The organism is Amycolatopsis rubida (assembly GCF_900115345.1).
Taxonomy (GTDB): Bacteria; Actinomycetota; Actinomycetes; order Mycobacteriales; family Pseudonocardiaceae; genus Amycolatopsis; species Amycolatopsis rubida.
On record NZ_FOWC01000006.1, the window covers coordinates 497,388 to 523,216 of the forward strand.

The following is a 25,829-nucleotide window of genomic DNA, read 5'->3' on the forward strand; positions in this document are numbered from 1 at the left end:
TGCTGGTGGCTCGCCGAAGCTGTGGTGGCACCAGGCGGCCCGGACCGCTGACCGAGAAATCCCGAAAGGACAACGGCTGCGACGAGTTCCTCTTCACCAGGCAGGAGGCATTGCGATGAGAACACTGCTGCGACCCGCGCCAGCGCGGAGAACACTCGCTGCCGGGGTGGTGTGCGCGTGCTTGGCCGCCGCGTGCGCCAATCCGGACGACGGCGCCGAAGGCTCGGTCGGACAGCACACCCAGGACCTCCTTTCCGGGGTGGTCCGCGATCCGGCGATCGCGGCGATGGTCCCGCCGGACATCGCCCGGCGGGGTTCGGTCGCCGCGGCGGTGAACCCGTCCTCGCCCCCGGTGAAGTTCATCGACGGCAGCGGCCGGATCACCGGGTTCACGCCCCAGCTGGTGGCGGCCGCGGGCAAGATGATGGGACTGGACGTCACGATGCAGCAGACGTCGTTCGACGCGCTGATCCCCGGGCTGGAAGCCGGGCGGTTCGACCTCGTCCTGTCCATCAACGACCTCGCCTCGCGCCGGGAGAAGACCGACTTCATCGACTACCTCCAGACCGGCACCGCCATCCTCGGCTCCGCCGGACTGCCGCGGGACAAGCTCACCCCGGCGACGCTGTGCGGGCTCTCGGTCGGGTACGTCCGGGGCAATGTGCAGCAGAACCTCGTCGCCGCCGCCAGCCGCGACTGCGTGAAAGGCGGCGGCAAGCCGGTCTCCGGGTCGGCCTTCCAGGACATCAACGCGGCCATCCTGGCAGTCCAAAGCGGACAGATGGACACCGCGTGGGGAGACGCGCCGTCGATCTCGTACAACGCCGAGAAGAATCCCACCGGCTACAAGGTGCTGTACCGGGAGATCTCCGGGCCTTACGGCGTCGGCGTCAGCAAACAGCAGCACGCTCTGCGCGACGCTCTGCGAGCCGCATTGGTCAAGTGCGTGCGGGACGGCATCTACCAGCGGTTGCTGAAGGACTACGGGCTCACCGACTACGCACTCGCGGAAATGCCGTTGAACACGGGGCCAGCCGATGACTCTCAATGACGCCGTCCGCCCGGCGACCGGGGCGTCCGAGGGCACCGCGCCGCACGAGAAGCCGATCCGGAATCCGAAGCGGTTCGCCCACTGGGCCAGCTACGTCCTCGGCCTGGTCGTGCTCGCCGTCGCCGTGCGCTTCTTCGTCTTCAACCCGCACTGGGAGTGGCCGACGGTCGGAGCCTGGCTCTTCAGCCAGCGAGTCCTTTCCGGACTGCTGAACACCGTCCTGATCACGATCGTGTCCACTGCGGCCGGTCTGCTGCTTGGCCTGGTCGTGGCCGCGTTCCGGCTCTCCCAGCTGAAAGTGCTGCGCACGATGGCGGCCGCGTACGTGTGGGTCATCCGCGCGACCCCGGGCCTGGTGCTGATCCTGTTCGTCTACTTCTTCGCCGCTCTCGTCCCCACGCTGAGTCTCGGCCTGCCGTTCGCGGATCCGTTGGTGGAGGTGCCGACCAACCAGGTCATCTCGCAGTTCTCGGCGGCGGTCATCGGGCTCTCGGCCTACCTCGGCGCCTACTCCGCCGAGATCTTCCGCGGCGGCGTGCTGTCCATCCACCCCGGACAGTTCGAGGCGTGTCATTCGCTCGGCCTCTCGACGTGGCGGACCTACACGAAGGTCGCCGGCCCGCAGATCGTCCGGGTGATCACGCCTTCGCTGGCCAACGAGGTCGTGACGATGTTCAAGAACACCTCGCTGGTGTCGGTCATCGGCTACGTGGAACTGCTGACCACCGTTCAGCTCGTCTACTCGCAGAACTTCAAGACGATCCCGATGCTGACCGTCGCGGTCGTCTGGTACCTGGTGCTGACCAGCCTGGCGATGTTCGGGCAGGCGAAACTGGAGAAGCGGTTCGGCCGCGGGTTCTCCCGCCGCGTCGTCCAGGCGCCGGAGCAGGAGGCGCGGCATGCCTGAGGAACCATTGCTGTGCCTGCGAGCGGTCGAAAAGCGCTTCGGGGAGTTCGCCGCGTTGAAGGGTGTCAGCCTGACTCTGCGGGCCGGAAGCGTGACCTGTCTCGTCGGTCCCTCGGGCTCGGGCAAGAGCACCTTGCTGCGCACGGTCAACCTGCTCGAACCCATCGACGGCGGGGGGATCTACCTGCGCGGCGAGATGCTCGGCTTCACCGTCAACGGCGACCACCGCCGACCGGTCCGCAAGAAGACGGCACGCAGGCAAGCGGCGAATTTCGGCATGGTGTTCCAGAGTTTCAACCTGATCCCGCACCTGACCGCGACGGAGAACGTGATGCTCGGGCCGGTCGAGGTGCTCGGCGCCGGCAAGAGCGGCGCCCGGGACCAGGCGCACGAGCTGCTGGCCAGGGTCGGACTCGCCGAGCGGCTCGACCACTATCCGGCCGAGCTTTCCGGCGGGCAGCAGCAGCGGGTCGCGATCGCCAGGGCGCTGGCGATGAAGCCGAGCGTTCTGCTGTTCGACGAGCCCACCAGCGCGCTCGACGCGGAGCTGGTCGCCGAGGTGCTCGCGGTCATCCAGGAGCTGGCGCGCGAGGGCTACACGATGCTGATCGTCACGCACGAGCTGGCCTTCGCCCGCGACATCGCGGACGAGGTGGTGATGCTGGACGACGGCCGGATCATCGAATCGGGACCGCCGGAGCGGATCCTGCTTCATCCCGAAACCGACCGGGCCCGGAAGTTCTTCGCGAGCGTGAGCCGCTGATGCGCGAGCACCGGAACCCGTTGCTGGACATCGGAAAGCTCAGCGGCCTCACCCCGGCCGAGCTGATCCGGCGCGGCAGCGCGAAGTGGTGCCGGGTGCCCGGCGCTCTCGGCGCTTCGGTCGCGGAGATGGACTTCGGCGTGCCGCCGGTGCTCGCCGACCGGCTGGCCGAGGCGGTCCGGGAGGGCGAGTTCGGCTACCACCCGCCCGGCCTGATGCGACGCCTCGAACAGGCCTGCGCGGACTATCAGGCCGAGCACTACGGCTGGCACGTCGCCCCGGAGCGGGTCGAAGCGGTCGGCGACGTCATCGTGGGACTGGAAGCGGTCATCGAACGGTTCACCGCCCCCGGCTCGCCGGTCGTCGTCCCGACCCCCGCGTACATGCCCTTCCTGACCGCGCCTGTCCGGTTGGGCCGCCGGGTGATCGAGGTGGCGATGCGGGAAGAAGCCGGGGGCTGGCAGCTGGATCCGGAGGGGATCGGCGAGGCTCTCGCCGCCGGGGCCGGTTTGGTGGTGCTGTGCAATCCGCACAACCCGGTCGGGAAGGTGTATCGGCGCTCGGAGCTGCGTGCGCTCGCCGAGGTCGTGGAACGGCACGGGGCCAGGGTTTTCGCGGACGAGATCCACGCTCCGCTGATCTACCCCGGAGCCCGGCACCAGTGCTACGCCGCGCTCGGCGAGGACACCGATCGGCACGCGATCACCGCCACGTCGGCGTCGAAGGCGTGGAACATCCCCGGGCTGAAGTGCGCTCAGCTGATTCTCGGCAGCCAGGACCGCCGGTCCTGGCAGCAAGTCCGGCACAGCGCGTCCCGGGGAGCCTCGAACCTCGGCGTGGCGGCGACGATCACGGCGTACCGGGAAGGCGGGCCGTGGCTGGCGGAAGTGCTGCGGTACTTGGAAAGCAACCGCCGCCTGCTCGGGAAGCTCGTCGCCGAGCATCTTCCCGGGGTGCGCTTCGCCCCGCCCGAAGGCACGTATCTGGCGTGGCTGGACTGCCGCGGCCCCGGCCGGAAAACCCCGCCGGGGCAGTACTTCCTCGACCGCGCCGGGGTTTCGGTCGCCGAAGGCGCGCTCTGCGGCGCGGCGGGCGAAGGCTTCGTGCGCCTCAACTTCGCCACGCCGGCGCACATTCTCGAAACCCTGCTCGTCGCCATGGGCGAGGCCTGGGCTCTTTCCTGAGCCGGGAGCACCATCACCAACGAGAAAGCGAGTACCACCATGAGCCGACCGTCGATCGCCGTCGTCGGGGCGGGGGTCGTGGGCCTGTCCGTCGCCCGTTCCCTGTCCGCGGCGGGCGCCGAGGTCACGATCTTCGAGCGAGACCGCATCGGAGCCGGCACCAGCTCCGGCACGTTCGCGTGGGTCAACTCGAACGGCAAGTCGCCGGATTCCTATTACGAGCTGAACCTGGCCGGGATGCGGGAACACGAGCGGCTGCAGCGGGACTCGGCCAGCGAGGCGCACTGGTACCTGCAGACCGGCACCTACGAGTGGACCACGGATCCCGCGGTCGGGGAACGGCTGCAGGCGCGGGTCCAGCGGCTGACCGACCTCGGGTACCCGATCCGCAAGACGACGGCCGAGGAGCTGCGGACGCGGATCCCGGAGCTGCGCGTGCACCCGCGGTCTTCGGAGATCGTCCACTTCCCGAGCGAGGGCTACGTCGTGCCCAGCGTTCTGCTCGCCCGGCTGTGGTCGGAGGCCCGCGCCAACGGCGCGCGGTTGCGGGCGCCGGCCGACGTGCTCGACATCGCCGAGGACAGCACCGGCGTCACGCTCGAACTGAGCACCGGCGAGAACTGGCGCGGCGACTTCGTCGTGAGCGCCGCGGGCCGCTGGAGCGAGTCGGTCATGAAGGTGCTGGGCAAGCAGTTCGCGATGATCGACCCGGACCAGCCGAACAAGTTCGCGTGCGGCTTCCTCGGCCGCACCGACCCGCAGTACGTCCAGCTGAGTTCCAACCTGATCACCCCGGAGATGAACGTGCGCCCCGACGGCGGCGGCAGGCTGCTGCTGCAGACCCCGGACCTCGACCACCGGGCCGACCCCGCCTACCACGCGGACACCACCGCGCTGATCGGCGAGGAGATGCTGCGCAGGCTCAACCGCCTGTTCGCCAACACCGCGGGCGCGAAGATCGAGCAGATCAAGGTCGGCCAGCGTGCCCGGCCGGCCGACGGCCTGCCCGCCGCGGGTTTCGTCACCGAGCCGGCCCGGGTGTACCTGGTGGCCACTCACAGCGGGATCACGCTGGCTCCGTTGCTGGGCAAGCTGATCAGCGCGGAACTGCTGGAAGGGGCCCGCTCCCCGCTGCTGGCGGATTACGCGCCGGACCGGCTCATCGGCAAGACCATCAACGACTTCCCGAAGTTCGCGACGCTGCATTTCCCGGCGGCACAGTAGCCGTCCGGCCGCTCGCTAGCCTCCGGCCCGGCGGATCAGCAGCACGTCGCCGGTGACGACCGCTGTCGGTCCGCCGGGGCCGGTCGCCGTGCGTTGCGGGGTGTCGGCGCGCTCCACGGTCCAGGCCGGGGGATCGAGGCCGAGTCCGGCGTAGCTGTCCGAGCAGGCGGCCGCCGGGGAAAGTCTCGGCGAGGTCATGTCGTTCGGTCGTGACCAGACCGCCGAGAACTTCCTCTTTCGCCAGACGCAGCACCTTTTCGACAGCTGTCGCCGAGATGTCGGTGGCGGTGACCCGCCAGCCGCGCCGGGCCGGCCACAGGGTGTCGCCTCCGGCACCACCGGCGAGGTCGAGTGCGATGCCGGGCTGGAGCGGCTCGGCCGCTTCGACGGGCCTGGGATTGACCCTGACACCCCGGAAGTCGTGGTTGTCGCGCTGCCGGCGGTACAGGTTTTCCCAGAACTCGGCGGGATCCTCGCTGCCGGAGGGAGCCGTCGGGGCCGGGCCTGATCGTTGCGTCATGAGCCTTCTTTTCGCTAGGCGGCGAGATGCTGCTTGAGGAAAGCGGCGGTGGCGTCGAGGATCCAGGGGGACTGGTAGCGAGGGTCGCCGTGCCCGGCACCGCCGAGCACCAGCAGGTGCGATTCGCAGCCCGCGACGAGCGTCTCGTGCGGCCGCCGGCTCTGGTCGAGCTGTTGGCAGAGCGGGCCGGCCTGCCGCGCCCGGTCCAGGTCGGGGGTTTCGATGCCGGTGCGCAGGCAGCAGGCGTCCGGCGGGAGGCGCACGATCGCGCGTTCCAGGTCGGTCCGTGCCAGGCGGGCCACGAGGTCGGTGGGCCCGCAGCAGTCGACCACGGCGTCGATCCGATCGGTCCCGCCGGGGTCGGCGGGGGACAGGGCTGCCATCAGCGAGAGGCGGCCGACGCGCCCCGGCTGGCGATCTTGCCAGTGGCCGGCCAGCGCACGGCCGCCCGGACGTCGTGGACGGACGCGGGAAACGCGCCTGCTTCGCCGAGCCGGTAGTCGATGCTGGCCACGGCTACTCCGCGGGCGGCCAGCCCCGCGCAGAGCACCGCGTCGTCGGTGCGGTCGCCGAGGAACCAAGCGCCGCCGTCGATCCACAGGATGACCGGATGCGGCCCCGGCCCGGGAGGCGTACCAGGCCCGAATGGAGCAATGCGTCAGGCTTTCGCCTCCGCTGGAGTCTGCGCCATGACGCTGCCGCGCCGCTTGGACACGACGATCACCGCGATCACGATCCGCCACGTGCCGTCCGCGCCGCCGCCGAGCGTCGGCGTGACCACCGCGGGCGCGACTTGAGGGCATGCGGGTCGAGCAGCAGCGGCTGCTCGCCGGCGCGGGCGTATTCGCAAGTGAGCGCTGTCCGGGGCACCTGGAGGAGATTCATGAAAATCATTGCGAATAACAATGCGGCCGAACAGCCGGGTCGGCGCTCCGCGCCATCCGTCGTCGGTCTCGACCTCGTCGGTGTAGCGGCACCGGCGCTCGCCGAGCGGAACGAAGGTGAGGCGGTGCCGCCACGTGTGCACGGGCCCGCCGTGCTCGTCGGTGCGGATCTCCAGCGGGCCCAGCCGTTCGACTGCGATAACGCCGAACCACCACAGGCGGGCCTCCTTGCCGTGCGTTCCCGCTTCGATGCGCGCGGGCGCGTCCATGCGATACAGCCGCAGCACCGGGCTCATGACGAACGCCAGCACCTCCGGCTTGCGGGCGAGCCGTGCCGCGACATCGGCGGAGAGCGGCAGCTCGGTGGTACGCGCCGTCCTGGCCATTGCTGATCCTCTCGCTCGGTGCGGTAACGAGAATGATTGTCATCGCGGTCGCGAGCGGGTTCCCTGCGGGGCGCGTCGGTGCGAGTCGATCGGGTCCGGGCTGGACAACGCCGGACGCCGGGAATCGGCTTGCGTTCGGCGAAACCCGCGTGAACATCGCCAGCGCCGCGGCCCGGCAGCGGGCACAGGGACCCGCGCCCGGCTCGTCGGCGCCGCCCTCGTCTCGCTTCGCCGCCGATGAGGGAACCGGTGCGTCTCCGCTCGTGCGGTCGATCGGCCGCCTCGGGCATTCCGGCCGCGGCGTGCCTAGCGCGGCCGGGGAAGGTAGGTGCCGGGGGTGTGGCCGGTGGACCTGCGGAACGCGGCGATGAACGCGCTCGGTTTGCGGTAGCCGACCGCGCGGGCGGTGGCGCTGACTGACGTGCCGCCGGCCAGCATGGGGATGGCGGCGCGGATGCGGACCTGGGCGCGCCAGTCGGCGAAGGCGAGCCCGGTTTCGGCGCGGAACAGCCGGGACAGCGTGCGGACGCTGGCATGGACGTGCTCGGCCCAGGCGGCGAGTTCGCGGCGGTCGGCCGGGTGGGCGAGAAGTCGTTCGGCGATGGCGCGGGCGCGCGGGTCGGCGGGCAGCGCGACGTTGATGTGGTGCGCGGGCAGCGGGGTGAGCAGTTCGAACATGAGCGCCTCGGCGGCCGGACGGCTGTGGTCGCCGGGGGCGATGTCGTGCAAGTGGGCGATGATCTCGCGCAGCAGCGATCCGACGGCGAAGCTGGCGGGCTCGGCCCAGGCGAGCGGGCAGTGGCCTGCGGAGAAGGAGATGGTCACCATTTCGCCCGCGTGCAGCACGGAGCCGGAATGCTCGATGCCCCCGGGCACCCAGAGCCCGTAGCCGGGCGGGATCAGCCAGTCGCGACCGGCGACGGTGCCCAGCAGCGTCGCGGACGAACTCCAGGTGAGCATCGGTTCCGGGTGCGAGTGCAGCCGCAGCAGTTCGCGGTCCCGGGCGGTGTCTCGGTCGATGCACAGGATGGGCGAGGCCGCCGCGGTGCCCGCAGCCCGGGATTTTTCCGCCGAACCGCTCGCGGTCCGCCACGCCTGGTTGGCCGGTTCGGGGTATTGATTGGCCTCTGCGCGCACAGCGGCCAGCCTAACTTAGGGGCCTGACTTGAGGGGTGCGTGGCTGATGACCGAAATGCCGATCGAAACCGGGGGCCTGGCGAAGCCAGGCGGATCTTCCGAAGCGGTGCGCGCGGCGAAGGCGGTGCGGGCATGACCGTCTCTGCTGAGCCGTTTTCGCCCGCGCTGCGCCGATCGATCGGAGTGGTGATGATCGGCGCGTCGCTGACGTTCCTGGACTCGACGATCGTCAACGTCGCCGTCCACACCCTTTCGGCCGACTTGCGCGCCGGGCTGGGGACGGTGCAGTGGGTGGTGACCGCCTACCTGCTCGCGCTCGCGGCGGTGATCCCGGTGACCGGCTGGGCGGCCCGCCGGTTCGGCGCCGCCCGGCTGTATGTCGCCGCGCTGGCGGTGTTCACCGTCGGGTCGGTGTTGTGCGCGTGTTCGCAGAGCGCGGGAATGCTGATCGTCTCCCGGGCGCTGCAGGGCGCCGGCGGCGGGGCGATCATGCCGGTCGGCACGATGATCTGGACCGCGCAGTCCGCCAAGGCGCAGATGGGGCGGGTGATGGGCATCCTTGCGGTGCCGATCGTGCTCGCCCCGACGCTCGGGCCCGCGATCGGCGGTCTGCTCATCGAAAGCATCGGGTGGCGGGCGATCTTCTGGCTCAACGTCCCCTTGGGCGTCGCCGGCACTGTGCTGGCTCTGCGGCTCTTGCCGCGCGGGAAAGGCGGCGACGCGGGACGGCTGGACGTGACCGGCCTGGTCCTGGCCTCCGTGGGGATCGGGTGCCTCACCTACGGCCTGGCCGAGACCGGCGTCGTGGCCGGATGGGACACGGCGGCGGTCGTCACGCTGCTGGTCGGACTGGCCGCGCTGGCTGGCTTCGTCCGGCAGGCCCTGCGGGCGAAGCGGCCGCTGCTCGACCTCCGGCTGTACGGCAACCGAGCGTTCGCCGCCGCGTCGGTCGCCCAGTTCGCACTCGGCGCCGCGAATTTCGGCGGGATGATCCTGATGCCGCTGTATTTCCAGACTGTCCGCGGCGAGAGCGTGGTCCTCGCCGGGCTGCTGCTCGCCCCGACCGGCCTCGGCGCGCTGCTCGCGGCTCCGCTCACCGATCGCTGGGGAGCCGGGAGCACCGCCTTCGCCGGTACCGCCGTCTTGGCGATCTCGACCGTCCCGTTCGTGTTCTTGACCGCCACCACTCCGTACCTGTTGCTGTGCCTCGTCATGGTCTTCCGGGGCGTCGGCTTCGGCTTGTCGATCATCCCGGCGATGACCGCCGCCTACCGTGCCCTGCCCCCGGAGAAGATCCCCGACGCCACCCCGCAGCTCAACGTCCTTCAGCGCGTGGGCGGCGCGATCGGCACCGCTGTGCTCACCGTGGTCCTCGCCGGCCAGCTCCGCGTCGACCCCACACCCGCCGGACAGGCCAGCGGCTTCGCCGCCACGTTCTGGTGGGTCCTCGCGAGCGCGATCGCCGCCGCCGTCCCGGCTGTCGTGCTCGCGCGCACTGAACTGCACGCTCGCCGCAGGGCCGGCACCGCCGCCTGAACGGGCCGATCCGGGCGCAGCGGCGAATTGTGTTCCAGAAAGCGATGCTCGCGCGGTGAGTATCGCGGAGAACCGGTCGCTGGCGTCGGCTCCCATCGACCGCGGCTGGATCCGGCGGCAGCGGAGACTGGGCCTGCCCGCCGTGATTCCGGACGCCGGGTATGTCGGTGAGCACGACGAGACCGGGCTGCGAAGCGTGCTGGAGCGAGCTGCGGCCCTAGGCCCGGACGTCATCGTGCCGCTTTTCCTGCACGTGAGGTGGTTGCACCCAGACAACCTGCCTTGCCGGGTCGAGGCTGTCACGGAGACCGGTGGTCCGATCGCGAGCGCGCTCGGACGTCAGGACGACCCGCTCGGCACGAAATACGCGGTCTACGGGCTGGTGGCGCTCTTGCCAGCGCCGGTGCCAGTTGTGCTCCTCATCGCTCGTTTTCCTTCCCGCCAGAACAGAGTGCCCCGCACTGGCAATCTAGGGCGGCTCCGCCCCGGAGGCCGTCAAACGGCCTGCGGGGCGGAGCCGGAATGTGCTGTTGACGTTTTCGTGCTCAGCCGGGGGAGTTCCCGCAGCAACAACCCGGCCACCACGGAGATCAGTGCGGCTCCGCCGTTGTAGATCGCGACAGTCGTCCAACTGCCGCTCGACTTGAACAAAGCCGCCGAGATCAGCGGGGCGAACGAGCCGCCGAGCACCGCGCCCAGCCCGTAGGACACGGCGAGTCCGCTGTACCGGATCGAAGGCGGGAAAGACAACGCGAAGAACGTAGGCTCAGCGGCGGAGTTCGCGCTGACCGCCAGGAACAGCAACACGAAACCGGCCACCATCGGCAGGTAGCTTCCGCTGCCCAGCAGCGGGTAGAACGCGAACGGCGTCAGCACCAGGGCGATCGCTGACACCACGAAAACCTGCTTGCGCCCGAACCGGTCGGCGAGCAGGCCGAACAGCGGGGTGCTGACCATGTACATCGCGGTCACGATGAGCAGCATCGACAGCAGTGTCGTCTTCGGATGGTGCAGCACCGAGGTGCCGTAGGTCAGCGAATACACTGTCACGACGTAGAAATTCACGTGCGTGCCGAGGCAGCACAGCATCACCAGGAGCATCGGACGCCAGCCGCGCTTGATCGCGTCGACGAGCGGCACGCGCTTCACCGCTTGGGCGTTCTCCACACGGACGAACTCGGGGCTTTCGTCGAGCTTGACCCGGATGTACAGGCCGACCAGCACCAGCACCGCGCTCAGCAGGAACGGGATGCGCCAGCCCCAGGCGAGGAAAGCGTCGCCGGGGAGTTCGTTCAGCACCAGGAACAGCAGGTTCGCCAGCAGCAGACCCCAGCCCGCGCCGGAGTTGACGAACGCGCCGGCCAGGCCGCGGCGGTTGTCGCCGGAGCTTTCCACGCTCATCACGAAACCGCCCGCCTGTTCGCCGCCGAGGGCGAGGCCCTGGACCAAGCGGCAGAGCACGAGCAGGATGGGCGCGAGGATGCCGATCGTGCGGTAGGTCGGCAGCAGGCCGATCGCGAAGGTCCCCACGCCCATCAGCATCATGGTCAGGAACAGGACGCGTTTGCGGCCGACGCGGTCGCCGAGGTTGCCGAAGATCGCCGCGCCGATCGGGCGCATCACGAAGGCGATCGCGAACGTCGACAGTGACAGCAGGACCCCGGCGGCGGGATCGACCTGCGGGAAGAACAGTTTTCCGAAGACCAGCGAGGCGGCGACCCCGTAAACCAGGAAGTCGTAGTACTCGACGGTGGTGCCGACCATGCTCGCCACGACGGCGCGGCGGCCGGAGCGGGCGCGGGCAGCGGGTTCCGGTGCGGACGGGGATTTCGGCGTCGTCATTGAACGCCCCTCTCCGAATGGGGTGCGGCGGACCGGGAAATATGATCAAAACAGAGCCCCGAGCGGGGTCGCCGTAGCGTAAGCAGGACGTTCGCGGTAATCAATTCGGAGTTCTCGAAGCGCTGCTTCGGGTTTGCGAAATAGGTTTGCTCCGCCCGCGCGCGTAGCGTCCCGTGGATGGGAGACACGCATTCCGGGCCGCTGGCGGGGGTACGGATCGTCGAACTGGGCGGGGTCGGGCCGACGCCGTTCGCCTGCATGCTGCTGGCCGATCTCGGCGCCGAGGTGCTGCGGATCGAACGCCCGCCCGGTTACGACGGCGGCGCGCCGATCGAACCGCGCTTCGAGCTGATGAACCGAGGCCGCCGCGGGGTGCCGTTGGACCTCAAGACCCCGGACGCGGTCGCCGCCGTGCTGCGGATGGTCCGGCAGGCTGACGCGCTGGTCGAGGGGTTCCGTCCGGGCGTCGCGGAGAAGCTGGGGCTCGGGCCGGGCGAGTGCCTGGCGGTCAACCCGGCGCTGGTCTACGGCCGGATGACCGGCTGGGGCCAGGACGGTCCGCTGGCCAGGGCCGCGGGCCACGACGTCAACTACGTGTCGCTGACCGGCGTCGTGCACTCGATCGGCGAGGCGGGAGGTCCGCCGGTGATCCCGTTGAACCTGGCCGGCGACTTCGGCGGTGGGTCGCTTTACCTGGCGCTCGGCGTGGTGTCCGCGCTGCTGGAAAGCCGCACGTCCGGCCAGGGCCAGGTGGTGGACGCGGCGATGGTCGACGGTTCGGCGTCGCTGATGACCGCGTTCTACGGCTTCCGCGCGGCGGGCTACTGGACCGACGACCGTGGCACGAACCGCCTCGATTCCGGCGCGCCCTGGTACCAGGTCTACGAGACCGCCGACGGCGGCTGGATCAGCCTTGCCGCGAACGAGACCCGGTTCTGGCGCAATACCCTCCGGATGCTCGGCTTCGCCGAGGACGAACTGCCCGGTCAGCACGACCGGGAGCATTGGCCGGAGATGAAAAAGCGCTTCGCCGAGGTGTTCCGGACGAAGGCGCGGGACGAATGGTGCGCGCTCGCCGAAGGACAGGATGTCTGCCTCGCGCCCGTGCTGTCGATGGCCGAGGCTCCGAGGCATCCGCACCTGCGGGCGCGCGGCACGTTCGTCGAGGTCGACGGCGTCGTGCAGCCCGCTCCGGCACCGCGGTTCAGCCGTACGCCGGGAGCGATCCAGCGGCCTCCCGCCGCGCCGGGCGAGCACGCGGCGGAGGCGCTGGCCGACTGGGGCTTTTCCGCTGAAGAGTCCGCGGCCCTGCGCACCGGGTTCGGAAAACCCGAATCCCGCCTTCGGGAATCGTCAATTGGCTTTCCGGGCCGGTCGCATTAATCTGATGGAAACCGCGATGGGAGTACGAGAAAATGTGCGCGAATTTCCTGGACGAGGCGCAGTCCGAGTGGCTGAAAACCGTCAACGACTTCATGGACAGCGAGGTCACCGTCGAATATGTGCGCAAGTGCGATTTCGAACGGCAGTACCCGTACGAGGCGTATGCCAAGATCGCGAAGCAGGGCTGGCTCGGCATCCTGATCCCGGAGTCCGAGGGCGGCTCCGGCGGGGACATCTTCGACTACTCCCTGATGGCCGAGGGCCTCGGCAAGTTCGGCTTCGACTTCGCCTGCTCGGTGCTGGTGCCCACCTTCACCGCGATGAACATCATCAAGTACGGCACCGCCGAGCAGAAGGCGCGCTACGTCAAACCGTTCATCGACGGCGAGATCCGGTTCTCCGTCTCGATCTCCGAGCCGGACGCCGGTTCGGACGCGGCCAACACCAAGACCCACGCGCGCCAGGACGAGAACGGCGACTGGATCGTCAGCGGCTCGAAGCTCTGGTGCAGTGGCGCGGCGGCGAAGGACACCGTCATCGCGATGCTGGTCCGCACCGACAAGAACGACAAGCACAACGGCCTGTCCGTGCTGCTGATCCCGAACGACACCCCGGGTCTGGACATCCGCAAGCTGCCCACGCTGTCCCGGCACGCGACCGGCACGACCGAGATCTTCCTCGACGAGGTCCGGGTCCCCGCGGACGCGCTGCTCGGCGAGGTCGGCCAGGGCTGGAAAATCATCACCGAACACCTGGAGCTGGAGCGCTGCGCGGTCGCCGCCGCCTACACCGGCAACGCGCAGGAGGCGGTGGACAACGCCAACCGGTACGCCCACCAGCGCACCCAGTTCGGCAAGCCGATCCGCGATTTCCAGGTGCTCAAGCACATGCTCGCGGAGAACCAGACGCGCGTCGACGCCGCCCGGCTGCTCTGCTACCGCGCGGCGCGGATGAAGGCGGACAACCTGCCGGCCGCCCGCGAGACGTCGATGGCCAAGCTGTACGGCTCGGAAACCCTGAAGCAGTGCGCGCTCGACGGCATGCAGATCCTGGGCGGCTACGCGAACCTGCCCGAGGGCGACATGGAGCGCTACCTGCGCGAAAGCATCCAGTCGACGATCGGCGGCGGCACCTCCCAGATCCAGCGCACGATCATCGCGAAGTCGATGCGCCTGCCCGCCTGAACCTGTTCTGAGGAGAGAAGATCAATGGGGATCAACAACCGCGTCGACCTGCCCTTCGACGAGCTGGAGGTCGGTCAGACCTTCCGCACCGGCGGGCGGACGATCACCGAGGCCGACGTCGTCAACTACTGCGCGCTCACCGGCAACTGGATCGAGATCCACTCCAACAAGCACTACGCCGGGCAGACCCGGTTCGGGAAGCGGCTGGTGCAGGGCTCGCTGACGTACTCGATCATGACCGGGCTGATCCAGTTCGGCCCCTCGATCCAGGCGAACTACGGGATCGACAACCTGCGCTACCTCAAGCCGGTCGCGATCGACGACACGATCTACGTGACCGCAGAGGTCACCGCGAAGAAGGAAAAGGACGACAAGTACGGCGTCACCACGTTCTTGATGAAGGCGCTCAACCAGGACGGCTACGTGGTGCAGCGCAGCGAGTGGAGCTTGCTGATGCTGCGCCGCCGTGAGGACCTCGAAGCGCTGCTGGCGGCGTCCCTGCCGACGGAGAAGCAGCCGGAGAAGAAGTGAGCGCGGGGGAACCGGTCGCCGCGATCGTCGGGATGGGCGACGCGTACGCGTCGAAGGCCGACCGGAAAGACCCATTGCAGCTGGCCACCGAGGCGACGATGGCCGCGCTGGCCGACGCCGGGATCGGCAAGCACCAGGTGGACGCCGTGTTCACCGGACGCTCGCCGTGGGCGGACAAACGGTCCCAGTGGAGCAACATCTTCATCTCGCACCTGCAGATGCCGGTCACGCTGAACAGCGAGATCACTCTGCACGGTGCCGGGCTGACCTCGACCATCGCGGTGGCGTCGCAGATGATCGCGGCCGGTGCGGCGGAGTACGTGCTGTGCGTGCAGAGCGACGCGACCGAATTGTTCGTGGACGCCGTGGCGATGGGCTCCGAAGCGGATTCGGACCCGCAGTACGAGGTGCCCTACGGCCCGACCATCCCGTCGCTGTACGCGCAGGCCGCGCACCGGTACTTCCACGAATACGGGCTGACCGAAGAAGATCTCGCCGACGTCGCCATCGCCAACCAGCGGTGGGGCGCGCGGCATCCGCACGCGGCGAAGCGCAAGCACGGCGAGATCGACCGCGAGAAGGTGCTCTCCTCGCCGTATGTCGCCACGCCGCTGCGCCGGTGGATGTGCTCCACCTGGGGCGGCGGCACCGGCGGCGCGCTGGTGGTCGCCTCGCCCGAACGCGCGAAGGAAGCCCGCGACCCGGTGTGGGTGCGGGGCTACGGGTCGGCGACCACGCACGAGTACCTCACCGACCGGATGAACATGCGGTCGGGCCGGTTCGCCGGGCTGGGCGAGTTCCCGAATCTCACGCACACCGCGACTGTCGAGGCCGCGCGCCAGGCGTTCACCCGGTCCGGGCTCACTCCGTCCGATGTGGACATGCTGCAGCTGTCGGTGAACTTCGCGCACATGGGCCCGATCGTCCTGGAGGACCTGGGTTTCGCGAAGAAGGGCCACGGCATCGACGTGTACCGCGAAGGCCGCACCGGCGTCGACGGCGACCTGCCGACCGACACCAACGGCGGCTGGCTCTCTTTCGGGCAGCCGGGGATCTCGTGCAACATGGACAGTCTGGTCGAGGCGGTCCGGCAGCTGCGCGGCACCGCGCTGGGGCTGGCACCGAAGCGGAAGCCGCGCACAGTGCTGGTGCAGGGCGCGGGCGGAATGCTTGCCGCGGCGGGCGTGATGGTGTTGTCCGGCAACGACGCTGGGAGGCCGTAATGAGCGAAGACTGGCCGCAGCCGTACCGGCTGCCGGACGCCGAACCGTACTGGACGGCGCTCGGCGAGGAACGGCTCACCTATCAGCGCTGCGGTTCGTGCAGCGAGGTCGTGTGGCCCGCGCACTCGTACTGTCCGCACTGCTCGGCGCGATCGCTGGACTGGGAAGAGTCGCGAGGTCGCGGCACGGTGTGGTCCTACAGCACGATCACGCGCGGTCCGACGCCGGTGTGGGCCGCGATCGTGCCTTACACGGTCGGGTTCGTCGAGCTGGCGGAGGGCTACCAGCTGTTCACGCAGATCGAAGCGGAACCGGACAAGGTCGAGATCGGCATGCCGGTCGAGGTCCGCTTCGTGCGGCGCGGCGAGCAGACGCTCCCGGTGTTCGCCCCGGCAACGGAGGAATGACATGGCAGGCCCGCTCGACGGTGTGCGGATCCTGGACCTGACCTCGAACTTCATGGGGCCGTACGCGTCCCTGTTGCTCGCGGATCTCGGTGCCGACGTCGCGAAGGTGGAGTCCCCGGAAGGGGACACCACCCGCGGCGTCGGCCCGCGGCGAAATCCCGGGATGGCCGCGATTTTCCTGCACCTGAACCGGAACAAACGCAGCCTCGTGCTCGATCTGAAGCATCCGGACGGCCGCGACGCGCTCGTGCGCATGATGCGCTCGGCCGACGTGCTGCTGCACAGCCTGCGTCCGGCCGCGATGCACCGGCTCGGACTGTCCTATGCGGACGCTCGTGAGATCAATCCGCGGCTGGTGTACTGCGGCTGCTTCGGATTCGGCCAGAACGGTCCGTACGCGAGCAAACCGGCGTATGACGACCTGATCCAGGCCGCGGTCGGGATGCCCGTGCTGCAGAGCCGCGGACAGGGCGAACCGGAGTACGTCGCCACCGCGATCGCCGACCGGGTCGTCGGCATGGCCGCCTCGAACGCGGTGGCCGCGGCGCTGTTCCACCGCGAGCGCACCGGGCACGGGCAGGAGGTGCAGGTGCCGATGTTCGAGACGTTCGCGCATTTCGCGATGGGCGACCACCTCTACGGGCACACCTTCGTGCCGCCGATCGGGGACTGGGGCTACGCCCGGATGCTGAACGCGGACCGCCGCCCGTATCGGACTCTGGACGGCTACCTGGGCGTCAACATCTACACCACCCGGCATTGGCAGCGGTTCTTCGCCGCGGTCGGCCGCGCGGATCTGGCGGAGGATCCGCGGTTCGCCGACATCCACGGCCGGACCGAGAACATCGGCGAGCTGTACGCGTTCCTGGCCGAGGTGTTCGCCACCCGGTCCACCGGCGAGTGGCTGAAGGTGCTCACCGAGGCGGACATCCCGGTGATCCGGATGAACACGCCGGAGACGCTGCTGAGCGATCCGCACATGAGCGACATCGGGTTCTTCGCCGAGCAGGACCATCCCTCAGAGGGGCGGCTGCGCACCATCGGCATCCCGCAGCAGTGGAGCGAAAGCGCTCCTGAGCTGCGGTACCCCGCGCCTCGGCTGGGCGAGCATTCGGCAGAACTGCTGCGGGAGTACGGATTCGGCGAGGACGAGGCGGGCGCGCTGCGCGAAGCGGGCGCGGCCGGAATTGGAGTGCGCGATGACGCGTGAGCTTCCCCTGAGCGGGATCGTCGTGGTGGAGCTGAGCGACAGCGCGTCGGCACCGTTCGCGGGCAAGATCCTGGCCGAACTCGGCGCCGAGGTGTGGAAGGTGGAGCGGCCGGCCGGCGACTCCGCGCGCGGCTGGGGACCGAGCGAATGGAAGGGCGACGGGGCGGCGTTCCACGCGCTCAACCGGGGCCGCCGCTACCTGCGCCTCGACATCAAGGACCGCGAGCAGCTCGCCACGCTGCACCGGCTGATCGCCGAGCGCGCCGACGTGTTCCTGCACAACCTGCGGCCCGGCAGCGCGGCCAAGTACGGCCTCGACGCGGAGAGCCTGCGGGTGACCAAGCCGGAACTCGTGCACTGCGAGATCGGCGCGTTCGGCAAGGCCGGGCCGCTGCGCGAACTGCCCGGTTACGACCCGCTGATGCAGGCGTTCTCCGGGATCATGGACATCACCGGGGAGCACGACGGCGGGCCGGTGCGCGCCGGGGTGTCCATTGTGGATTTCGGGACCGGGATGTGGGCGGTGATCGGCATCCTCGCGGCGCTCAACCGGCGGCACGTGAAGCACACCGGCGCCGCGGTGGACGCGTCGCTGCTGGAGACGGCGATCGCGTGGAACTCGGTCGGCATCGCCGGCTATGCGGCCGACGGCTACCCCGGCAGCAGGCACGGGTCCGGCGTGGCGTTCATCGTCCCGCACCGCGCGTTCGCGGCTTCGGACGGCGCACTGATCATCAGCTGCGCCAACGACGCGCTGTTCGCCCGGCTGACCGCGGCGCTCGGGCACCCGGAATGGGCGGACGAACCGAGGTTCGCGACGAACGCCGCGAGGCTGGAGAACCGCGCCGAAATCGATCGGCTGATCGGCGAGCGGATCGCGACCGGCACCCGCGCGCAATGGCAGGACCGGCTGCGAGCGGCCGGGATCCCGTGCGCGCCGGTGCAGACGACCCCGGAGCTGGTCAGCCACGAGCAGACCCGCGAACTCGGCATCATCGGCGCGGCCGACGAGGGCGAGATCGGCGTCGTCGGGCTGCCCTTGTCCTTCGACGGCAGGCGCCCGCCGCCGCTGCCCGCGGTCCGCCCGATCGGCGCGGACAACGACCTGCTCGGCTCGGTGCTGCCGACCCGGGCCTGACCCCGTCCCCGGACAGAAGTGGAAAGTGTCATGGCTGCGCCGTATTCGGAAAAGCAGTGGAGCGAGATCGAGTCCGCGACCGACAGCGAGGCTCGGGCGGTACAGGACGAGCGGTTGCGGGAGCAGGTGGCGTATGTGGCTGCGCGCAGCGTGTTCTACCAGGAGAAGTTCGCCGGAATCGACCTGGCGAAGGTGCGGACGGCCGAGGACCTGGCCCGGTTGCCGTTCACGGAGAAGCAGGAGCTGCGCGAAAGCCTGGCCGCCGCACCCCCGCTGGGGGCGCACGTGGCGGCGAACCCGGACGAGATCGTGCAGATCCAGGCATCCTCGGGGACCACGGGCAGCCCGTCGTATGTCGGGCTGACTCGCGGCGACATCGAAACCTGGTGCGAGCTGGGCGCGCGGGCGCTGTACGCGAACGGGTTCCGGCCCGGCGACCGGCTGCTGCACGCGTTCGGGATGAGCAAAGGCTTCGTCGGCGGATTGCCGGTGGTGCAGATCCTGCAGCACATGGGGATCGTGGACATCCCGATCGGCGCCGAGGCGGGCGCGGAGCGGCTGCTGCGGGTGCAGGCGGACCAGCGGCCGAACGCGCTCATCGGGACGCCGTACTTCCTCGCCTACCTCGCCGGACAGGCCCCCTCGATCGTCGGTCTCGACGCCCGGGAGCTGGGAGTACGTGCGATCAGCGTCGGCGGCGAACCCGGCGGCGGGCTGCCCGCGGTGCGGGAGAAGCTGGAATCGCTGTGGGGCGCGACCTCGCGGGAAATGCTCGGCGGCACCGACATCGCCTGCACCTACTGGGGCGAATGCGAGGCCGCGAACGGAATGCACTTCCTGTCGCCGGACCTCATGGTCGCCGAACTCATCGACCCCGACACCGGCGAGCGGATCGCTCCGGTCGAGGGCGCACAGGGCGAGCTGGTGTACACCGCGCTGCGCAGGCAGGCGTCGCCGCTGGTGCGGTTCCGCACACGCGACCACGTGATCGTGACCGGCACGGACTGCGCGTGCGGGAGGACCGGATACACGGTGCGGTGCATCGGGAGGACCGACGACATGCTGATCGTCCGCGGGATCAACGTGTTCCCGTCGGCGATCAAGCAGTTGGTGGCGGAGCTGGCCCCGGCCGCCACCGGCGAGATGCGGATCCGCGCGGACTTCGAGGGGCATTCGACGCAGCAGCCGCTGCCGCTCGTGGTCGAACACGCGGCCGGGCTCCCGTCCGGGAAACAGGCTGAACTCCGGACGTCCCTGGAAAGCCGGATCCGGTCCGCGCTGAACGTGAAAACCGCCGTCACGCTGGTCCCGGACGGCTCGTTGAAGCGCCCTGACCACGTGAAAGTCGCTCTCGTCGAACGGGTGCCCGCGCAGACCGCGTGATAGAGGTAGAGCGTGAGCGCGTTCAACAGGCTGCACCTGATCCGGCAGGTCGACCTCCTGACCCTGCGGCTGTTCCTGTCCGCGGTCGAGGAGAAGCAGATCGGGCTGGCCGCGATCCGGGAGAACGTCTCGGCCTCGACGGCGACGAAACGGATCCACGACCTGGAGGCCATCGCCGGCATCGAACTGCTGGACCGCGGCCCGCGCGGCGTGGTGCCGACGCCCGCGGGCGCGGTGCTGGCGCGGCACGTGCGCAAGATCTTCGGCAGTCTGGAGGACATCCGGTCGGAAATCGCGGCGTTCACCGAGGGAATGCAGGGAGATCTGACGATCGCGTCGGCGCGGTCGATCTTCGCGCCGTTTCTCGCGCGGGAACTCGGTGAATTCTACCGGCAATACCCGCAGGTCCGGTTGATCGTCCACGAAATCGAAAACAAGGAAATCGTGCGGGAGGTCGCGCGCGGCGAAGCGGATCTCGGCGTGTTCGCCGCGGCGCACGAACTCGACCTGACCGGCGTGGACGTGACGCCGTACCGCCGGGACCGGATCGTGGTGGCGTTGCCTCGCGGGCACCGGTTCGCCGACCGGCTGAGCGTGACGTTCGCGGAGCTGCTGCCGGAACCCCTGATCGCGGTGGGCCCGATGGCGGGCGCGTTCCGGGCCGCGGCGCGCCGGCTGGGCGAGGAGTTCGAACCGGCGTTCAGCGTGCGCAGCGGCGAGGTCGCGCTGAGCCTGGTCCAGGCCGGGCTCGGGGTCGCGGCGCAGCCGGAATGCATGGTGCCGCGGGAGTTCCTCGATCGGGTGGCGGTGGTCGAACTCGCCGAACCGTGGGCGGAACGGAAGATCCACCTCGCCACCGCCGCGGGCCGCCGTCCGGGCCCGGCGTGCCGGGCGCTGATCGAGCAGCTGCTGGACCGGCCCGTGGACGAGCCTCCGGTGGGCGGCTGAGGGCCCGGTTTCCGTTCGCCGAATTGCCGATTCGGAGATTTCGAATTGATTCCCGTCGTGTGCTCCGGCTAGCATCGAAAACGCGGAAAGAAATCATCTGAGGTTATCGGGCGCGGTGAGCGCTGTTCCGTGCTGCCGGAAATAGGAGGCCGAAAACGATGAACGCACATCGGGGTGCGGTGGTCGGGTGCTGACCCGCGCAGCGGTGCTGCGGGAAACGCCGGGCCGGTACGAGGTCGTGGAGCTGCAGGTCGAGGACCCGCGGCCGGGCGAGCTGCGGGTGCGGATGGTCGCCAGCGGCCTGTGCCACTCCGACGACCACTTCGCCACCGGCGACCAGACCCCGCCGATCCTCCCGTTCGCCGGCGGGCACGAAGGGGCCGGAATCGTCGAAGCGGTCGGGCCCGGCACACCGGGTTTCGCCGAAGGCGACCACGTCGTGTTCTCGTTCCTCCCGGTCTGCGGCCGGTGCCGGTTCTGCGCCCGCGGCCTGCAGAACCTCTGCGACCTCGGCGCCTCGCTCGGCACCGGCGCGCGACCGGACGATCCGACGTCGTTCCGGCTGTCGCTCGACGGGCGGCCGGTCGGCCAGATGGCCGGGCTCTCCACCTACTGCGAGCACACCACCGTCTCCACCGCGTCGGTGGTCAAGATCGATCCGGACATCCCGCTCGACGTCGCGTGCCTGACCGGCTGCGGCGTCGGCACCGGATGGGGCGCGGCGGTCAACTCCGCTGCGGTCCGCCCCGGGCACGTCGTGATCGTGATGGGCATCGGCGGCATCGGGATCAACGCCGTCCAGGGTGCCGCGCACGCCGGCGCCGCCGCGGTGATCGCGGTCGATCCCGTTGCGTTCAAACGGGAATCCGCGCTGAAGCTCGGCGCGACCCACGCGGTCGCGGACATGGCCGAGGCCACCGAACTGGCCCGGTCGATGACCAACGGGCAGGGGGCCGATTCGGCGATCGTCACCATCGGCGTCGTGGCCGGGCGGCACCTCGGCCAGGGGCTCGCCGCGGTCCGCAAAGCGGGCACGTGCGTCGCGGTCGGGCTGGGGGAGACCTTCGTCCGCGACGGCGATTTCAACCTGCACGAGCTGGTCCTCTACCAAAAGCGTCTGCAAGGTTCGCTGTTCGGCGCGAGTTCGCCGACCGCGGACATCCCGGCGCAGCTGGAGATGTACCGCCAGGGCGTGCTGAAGCTCGACGAACTGATCACCACCCGCTACGCCCTCGACGAGGTCGCCGCCGGTTTCGACGACCTGAAAGCGGGCCGGAACCTCCGCGGCGTCATCGTCCACTCCGCCTGACGACCGAAAGGACAACGATGTCCGCAGAAGCACCGCCCCGGGAAACGATCTCGGTCGGCGACATCAGCGTCACCTACCTGCCCGACGGTGAGGCCAGCGTCTCGGAGACCGCGCTGTTCCCGGCCGGCACCCCGGAGCTGTGGAACGCGCACCGGGAACTCTTCGACGCCGACGGCAAGCTCCTGCTGTCCCTCGGCACGTTCCTGATCCGCACGGGCGACCGCAAGATCCTCGTCGACCTGGGGTTCGGCGACCACACCGTCGACTTCCCCGCCGCGGACGGCGTGTTCCGCTCCGGACAGCTGCTCACCAGCCTCCGCGAGGAAGGCTTGGCTCCCGAAGACATCGACACGGTCTTCTACACGCACATGCACATCGACCACGTCGGCTGGACCGCGCAGAACGACGCGCTCACCTTCGGCAACGCCCGCCATCTCGTCGGCGAAGGCGAAGTCGAATACTGGCAGTCCTTGGGTGACAACCCGATGGCAGCGGTCGGCCCCGACCCGGACGGGGTGCTGGCTCCGCTCGAAGGCCGGATCGACGCGGTTTCGGACGGCAGCGTCATCGCGCCCGGCATCTCGGTCGTCGCGACGCCCGGGCACACCCCGGGGCACTGTTCGCTGGTCGTTTCGTCCGGGCAAGACCGCGCGTTGCTCCTCGGCGACGTCCTGCACTGCCCGGTGCAGCTCGCCGACAACGAGGTCTCGCTGGTCTTCGAGGTGGACGCGGAATTGGGCAAAAAGACTCGCGCCCGGATCCTGGGCGAACTGGAAGGCGACCCGGACACCGTTGCCGCGCAATGCCATCTCACCGGCTCGGCATTCGGCCGGGTGCTGCGCGGCCGCTCCCGCCGGACGTGGACCTCGCTCGCCTCCCAGGGCGTGTCGTGACGATGCCCGCCGAGTACTTCGAGATCGACTCCGCCGCGGTCGGCGCCCGGTTCGCGGTGAGCGTTTTTCTCCCTCGTGGTTACGACCGCGGCGGGGATTGGCCGCTGGTATACGCCACGGACGGCAATATCGTCGCGCCACTCACCGAAGGCCTGCGCGGCGCACTCACTGACCGGCAGCAGGCGTGCCCGGTGGAGCCGTATGTCCAGGTGAACGTCGGGTATGTCGCGGAAGACGCGCCGAACCAGCTGGTCTTGCGCAACCGCGACCTGGTTCCGCCGGGCGAGGGCGTGCCGGACTTCATGCGCGCGCACATCCGAGGTCGGCTCGGCGTCGACTCGGGCGCGGTGCCGGAATCGGTGTGCGACGAGTTCTTCGCGCAGCAGAAGAACGCTCGCGCGGACAGCTTCCTCGCGTTCCTGGAGACCGAGCTGCACCCGGAGATCGAGTCCCGCTACCGGTTCCGCTCCGGCGATGTCGGGCTGTTCGGCTACTCCTACGGCGGTCTGTTCACCCTGTTCGCCTTGACCGCGGGTTCCGCCCTCTTCACCCGGTTCGGCGCCAGCAGCCCCGGAGTGGTTGTGCCGGACAGCCGCATCTACGAACGCTACGAAAACCTGCACCGGCTGCCCCGGGAAACGTTCCTGCACCTGACCGTCAACGCGTACGAAATGCTCGGTCCGAGCAAGTTCTACCGGCACCTGGCGATCGAGTTCCTGCGCTTCCTCGACGTGGTGACCGAGCGGCCGCTGCCGGGTCTGCGCGTCAGCACCGAGCTGATCCCGGGCGAATCGCACAGCACCGGAATGGCCGACGCGTACCGGAGTTTCCTGCGTGCCTGCTACCCCGGAGGTGCTTCATGAAGACAACCGCCGCGCTGCTGTGGGAAGCGCCGGGCACGTGGGACGTGCGCGAGGTCGATCTGGATCCGCCGAGGGCGGGCGAAGTCCTCGTGCAGATGATGGCGTCCGGTCTGTGCCACTCCGACGACCACTTCGCGCAGGGCGACATTCCGTTCCATTCCTATCCGGCCTGCGGCGGCCACGAGGGAGCCGGCATCGTCCGCGAGGTCGGCCCGGGTGTCACCCGGGTCGCGCCGGGCGACCACATCGTGACGTCGTTCATCCCGGCGTGCGGGCATTGCCGGATGTGCGTGGCCGGGCGGCAGAACCTGTGCGACAACGGGGCGCTGATCACCGTCGGCACCCAGCTCGACGGCACGTTCCGGATGCGCGCCGACGGTCGCGGCGTGGCACAGAACGCCTGTGTCTCGACGTTTTCCGAATGGACTGTCATCCCCGAGGTGTCCGCGACGCCGATCCGCCGCGACGTCCCGTTCGAGGTCGCCGCGATCGTCGGCTGCGCGGTGCCGACCGGCTGGGGCTCCGCGGTGCGCGCGGCCGGGATCGACGCCGGGGACGTGGTGATCGTGATGGGCACCGGCGGCATCGGAATGAACGCGGTACAGGGCGCGCGCTACGTCGGGGCGGAGCACGTCCTCGCAGTCGACCCGCTGGCGATGAAGCGCGAACTCGCGCTGAAACTCGGGGCCACGGAGGCGTTCACGGATATCGGCGAGGCGACCGAACGAGCCCGTTCGCTGACCAACGGCCAGGGCGCGGACTCGGCGATTGTGTGCGTCGGCGTGCTCGCCGCCGAGCATCTCGCGCAGGCGTACGCGGCGATCCGCAAGGGCGGCACGCTCGTGGTGACCAGTGCGGCGAAGCACGACCTCGTCGGGATTCCGGTGCCGCTGCTCGAATTCACCATGTCGGAAAAGCGGATCCAGGGCGCGCTCTACGGAATGGGCGGCCCGGCCCGGGAGATCCCGCTGCTGCTGGACCTGTACCGGAACGGCTCGCTGAAACTGGAGGAACTGATCACCCGGACCTACGACCTCGAACAGGTCAACGAAGCGTACGCGGACCTGCACAACGGGCTGAATGTGCGCGGAGTGGTGAGTTTCGCGAACCGGCACGGAGGGGCCTGATGACCACATTGGACGGAAAAGTCGCCCTGATCACCGGCGGCACCGGCGGAATCGGCCGCGGCGTGGCGCGTCGGCTGGCCGCCGCTGGGGCGACGGTCGTGCTGAACGGCCGGGACGAACGCAAAGCCGAGCCCGTGCTGGCCGAACTGGACGGCAAGGGCCATTTCGCGGCGGGAGACGTCCGGTCCGCAACGGACATGGCCGCGGTAGCCGCCGGCACGGCGGAGCGGTTCGGCGGCATCGACATCGTCGTGCCCAGCGCGGGCGGCAACGACGACGAGGCCCGCACCACCGCGGTGCGCGGGCCGTTCGCCGACATCGACCTGGAACGCGTCACCGCGTTCATCGGTGCGGCCGTCGCGGCGAAACTCAACGTCGTGCAGGCTGCCGTCCCGTACCTGCGGGCGCGCGGCGGTGGCAGCGTCGTCTTCGTGACCTCCGAGGGCGGCCGGGTTCCGACGCCCGGCCAGACCGCCATCGCCACCTTCTCCGGCGGCTTGATCATGGCGAGCAAGGTGCTGTCGAAAGAGCTTGCGCGCGACCGGATCCGGGTCAACTGCGTGTGCGTGACCGTGGTCCGCGACTCGCCGTCGTGGACAGCCGCGTTCGAAGCGGAAGACGCGGTGAGCGACCGGCACCGCAAGCAGTACGAGAAGATCATCGAACGCAGTCCGCTGGGCGTCGCGGCCCCGGAGGACATCGGCGACGTCGTCGCGTTTCTGGCTTCCGGAGAGTCCCGGTATCTGACTGGCCTGGTCGCCAGCCCGACCGGCGGCCTCACCGTCCACTGAGGAGG

Annotated in this window: 26 protein-coding genes and 1 pseudogene; 20 read left to right on the forward strand and 7 right to left on the reverse strand. The window is 69.7% G+C overall.

Annotated features, from left to right (window positions below):
* Positions 1–115 precede the first annotated feature (115 nt).
* Genes BM362_RS25025 through BM362_RS25045 form a run of 5 tightly spaced genes read left to right on the forward strand, consistent with a single transcriptional unit; the run spans position 116 to position 5,129 of the window.
* Positions 116–1,051: an ABC transporter substrate-binding protein gene (locus BM362_RS25025; RefSeq protein ID WP_093574746.1), complete on the forward strand. Its 936-nt coding sequence runs from the start codon at positions 116–118 to the stop codon at positions 1,049–1,051.
* The gene (locus BM362_RS25030) at positions 1,038–1,958 is read left to right on the forward strand and encodes an amino acid ABC transporter permease (RefSeq protein WP_093574747.1); all 921 of its coding nucleotides are present in this window, start codon (positions 1,038–1,040) and stop codon (positions 1,956–1,958) included. Before BM362_RS25025 ends, BM362_RS25030 begins: the two co-directional genes overlap by 14 nt.
* Entirely contained in the window at positions 1,951–2,721 is a 771-nt protein-coding gene (locus BM362_RS25035) for an amino acid ABC transporter ATP-binding protein (protein ID WP_093574748.1), read from the forward strand. Before BM362_RS25030 ends, BM362_RS25035 begins: the two co-directional genes overlap by 8 nt.
* Positions 2,721–3,905: a MalY/PatB family protein gene (locus BM362_RS25040; RefSeq protein ID WP_093574749.1), complete on the forward strand. Its 1,185-nt coding sequence runs from the start codon at positions 2,721–2,723 to the stop codon at positions 3,903–3,905. Before BM362_RS25035 ends, BM362_RS25040 begins: the two co-directional genes overlap by 1 nt.
* 39 nt (positions 3,906–3,944) lie before the next feature.
* Entirely contained in the window at positions 3,945–5,129 is a 1,185-nt protein-coding gene (locus tag BM362_RS25045; RefSeq protein WP_067595531.1) for an NAD(P)/FAD-dependent oxidoreductase, read from the forward strand.
* 15 nt (positions 5,130–5,144) lie between these two features.
* Here BM362_RS25045 and BM362_RS49260 read toward each other — a convergent pair whose 3' ends face one another.
* The 6 genes and pseudogenes from BM362_RS49260 to BM362_RS25070 all read right to left on the reverse strand — a co-directional run bounded on the left by BM362_RS49260 (position 5,145) and on the right by BM362_RS25070 (position 8,056).
* Entirely contained in the window at positions 5,145–5,327 is a 183-nt protein-coding gene (locus tag BM362_RS49260) for a hypothetical protein (protein WP_244287277.1), read from the reverse strand.
* A 67-nt stretch (positions 5,328–5,394) separates the two neighbouring features.
* Positions 5,395–5,649 (reverse strand): annotated as a pseudogene (locus tag BM362_RS49265) (class I SAM-dependent methyltransferase); the annotation flags it as partial.
* Between the two features lie 14 nt (positions 5,650–5,663).
* A complete protein-coding gene (locus tag BM362_RS25055; RefSeq protein ID WP_093574750.1) occupies positions 5,664–6,032 on the reverse strand; it encodes an alpha/beta hydrolase family protein in 369 nt (122 codons plus the stop codon).
* A complete protein-coding gene (locus BM362_RS49270; protein WP_093574751.1) occupies positions 6,032–6,304 on the reverse strand; it encodes an alpha/beta hydrolase fold domain-containing protein in 273 nt (90 codons plus the stop codon). The genes BM362_RS25055 and BM362_RS49270 overlap by 1 nt, the downstream gene beginning before the upstream one ends.
* A gap of 3 nt (positions 6,305–6,307) precedes the next feature.
* Positions 6,308–6,919 carry a hypothetical protein gene (locus BM362_RS48350; protein WP_208865324.1) on the reverse strand — a complete coding sequence of 204 codons (612 nt, stop codon included), beginning with the start codon at positions 6,917–6,919 and terminating at the stop codon, positions 6,308–6,310.
* Between the two features lie 306 nt (positions 6,920–7,225).
* On the reverse strand, positions 7,226–8,056 hold the full coding sequence (locus tag BM362_RS25070) for a helix-turn-helix domain-containing protein (RefSeq protein WP_198545678.1): 831 nt from the start codon (positions 8,054–8,056) through the stop codon (positions 7,226–7,228).
* A 132-nt stretch (positions 8,057–8,188) separates the two neighbouring features.
* Here BM362_RS25070 and BM362_RS25075 point away from each other — a divergent pair, with 132 nt between their 5' ends.
* The gene (locus BM362_RS25075) at positions 8,189–9,592 is read left to right on the forward strand and encodes a DHA2 family efflux MFS transporter permease subunit (protein ID WP_093574752.1); all 1,404 of its coding nucleotides are present in this window, start codon (positions 8,189–8,191) and stop codon (positions 9,590–9,592) included.
* A 495-nt stretch (positions 9,593–10,087) separates the two neighbouring features.
* Here BM362_RS25075 and BM362_RS25080 read toward each other — a convergent pair whose 3' ends face one another.
* Complete coding sequence (locus BM362_RS25080; protein WP_093574753.1) at positions 10,088–11,434, reverse strand: MFS transporter; 1,347 nt, start codon at positions 11,432–11,434, stop codon at positions 10,088–10,090.
* Positions 11,435–11,611: 177 nt separating this feature from the next.
* Between BM362_RS25080 and BM362_RS25085 the strand changes: the two genes are divergently transcribed.
* From BM362_RS25085 to BM362_RS25150, 14 genes are all read left to right on the forward strand, one after another.
* Positions 11,612–12,817: a CaiB/BaiF CoA transferase family protein gene (locus tag BM362_RS25085; protein WP_093574754.1), complete on the forward strand. Its 1,206-nt coding sequence runs from the start codon at positions 11,612–11,614 to the stop codon at positions 12,815–12,817.
* Positions 12,818–12,849: 32 nt separating this feature from the next.
* Positions 12,850–14,001 carry an acyl-CoA dehydrogenase family protein gene (locus BM362_RS25090; RefSeq protein WP_093574755.1) on the forward strand — a complete coding sequence of 384 codons (1,152 nt, stop codon included), beginning with the start codon at positions 12,850–12,852 and terminating at the stop codon, positions 13,999–14,001.
* Positions 14,002–14,025: 24 nt separating this feature from the next.
* Positions 14,026–14,532 (forward strand): MaoC family dehydratase, encoded by a 507-nt coding sequence (locus tag BM362_RS25095; protein ID WP_067591235.1) that lies wholly within the window; start codon positions 14,026–14,028, stop codon positions 14,530–14,532.
* Positions 14,529–15,755: a thiolase family protein gene (locus BM362_RS25100; RefSeq protein ID WP_198545570.1), complete on the forward strand. Its 1,227-nt coding sequence runs from the start codon at positions 14,529–14,531 to the stop codon at positions 15,753–15,755. The genes BM362_RS25095 and BM362_RS25100 overlap by 4 nt, the downstream gene beginning before the upstream one ends.
* Positions 15,755–16,162 (forward strand): Zn-ribbon domain-containing OB-fold protein, encoded by a 408-nt coding sequence (locus BM362_RS25105; protein WP_067591237.1) that lies wholly within the window; start codon positions 15,755–15,757, stop codon positions 16,160–16,162. The genes BM362_RS25100 and BM362_RS25105 overlap by 1 nt, the downstream gene beginning before the upstream one ends.
* A 1-nt stretch (position 16,163) precedes the next feature.
* Positions 16,164–17,372 carry a CaiB/BaiF CoA transferase family protein gene (locus tag BM362_RS25110; RefSeq protein ID WP_093574756.1) on the forward strand — a complete coding sequence of 403 codons (1,209 nt, stop codon included), beginning with the start codon at positions 16,164–16,166 and terminating at the stop codon, positions 17,370–17,372.
* Entirely contained in the window at positions 17,362–18,510 is a 1,149-nt protein-coding gene (locus tag BM362_RS25115; protein WP_067591243.1) for a CaiB/BaiF CoA transferase family protein, read from the forward strand. The genes BM362_RS25110 and BM362_RS25115 overlap by 11 nt, the downstream gene beginning before the upstream one ends.
* 30 nt (positions 18,511–18,540) lie before the next feature.
* Positions 18,541–19,893 carry a phenylacetate--CoA ligase family protein gene (locus tag BM362_RS25120; protein WP_093574757.1) on the forward strand — a complete coding sequence of 451 codons (1,353 nt, stop codon included), beginning with the start codon at positions 18,541–18,543 and terminating at the stop codon, positions 19,891–19,893.
* Between the two features lie 12 nt (positions 19,894–19,905).
* Positions 19,906–20,841 carry a LysR family transcriptional regulator gene (locus BM362_RS25125; protein ID WP_067591249.1) on the forward strand — a complete coding sequence of 312 codons (936 nt, stop codon included), beginning with the start codon at positions 19,906–19,908 and terminating at the stop codon, positions 20,839–20,841.
* 187 nt (positions 20,842–21,028) lie between these two features.
* Positions 21,029–22,150 (forward strand): NDMA-dependent alcohol dehydrogenase, encoded by a 1,122-nt coding sequence (locus tag BM362_RS25130; protein WP_093574758.1) that lies wholly within the window; start codon positions 21,029–21,031, stop codon positions 22,148–22,150.
* A gap of 17 nt (positions 22,151–22,167) precedes the next feature.
* The gene (locus BM362_RS25135) at positions 22,168–23,043 is read left to right on the forward strand and encodes an MBL fold metallo-hydrolase (RefSeq protein ID WP_067591255.1); all 876 of its coding nucleotides are present in this window, start codon (positions 22,168–22,170) and stop codon (positions 23,041–23,043) included.
* Entirely contained in the window at positions 23,040–23,906 is an 867-nt protein-coding gene (locus tag BM362_RS25140; protein ID WP_143132482.1) for an alpha/beta hydrolase, read from the forward strand. Before BM362_RS25135 ends, BM362_RS25140 begins: the two co-directional genes overlap by 4 nt.
* Complete coding sequence (locus tag BM362_RS25145; protein ID WP_093574760.1) at positions 23,903–25,033, forward strand: NDMA-dependent alcohol dehydrogenase; 1,131 nt, start codon at positions 23,903–23,905, stop codon at positions 25,031–25,033. Before BM362_RS25140 ends, BM362_RS25145 begins: the two co-directional genes overlap by 4 nt.
* The gene (locus BM362_RS25150) at positions 25,033–25,824 is read left to right on the forward strand and encodes an SDR family NAD(P)-dependent oxidoreductase (protein ID WP_208865325.1); all 792 of its coding nucleotides are present in this window, start codon (positions 25,033–25,035) and stop codon (positions 25,822–25,824) included. The genes BM362_RS25145 and BM362_RS25150 overlap by 1 nt, the downstream gene beginning before the upstream one ends.
* The last annotated feature ends 5 nt before the right edge of the window (positions 25,825–25,829 follow it).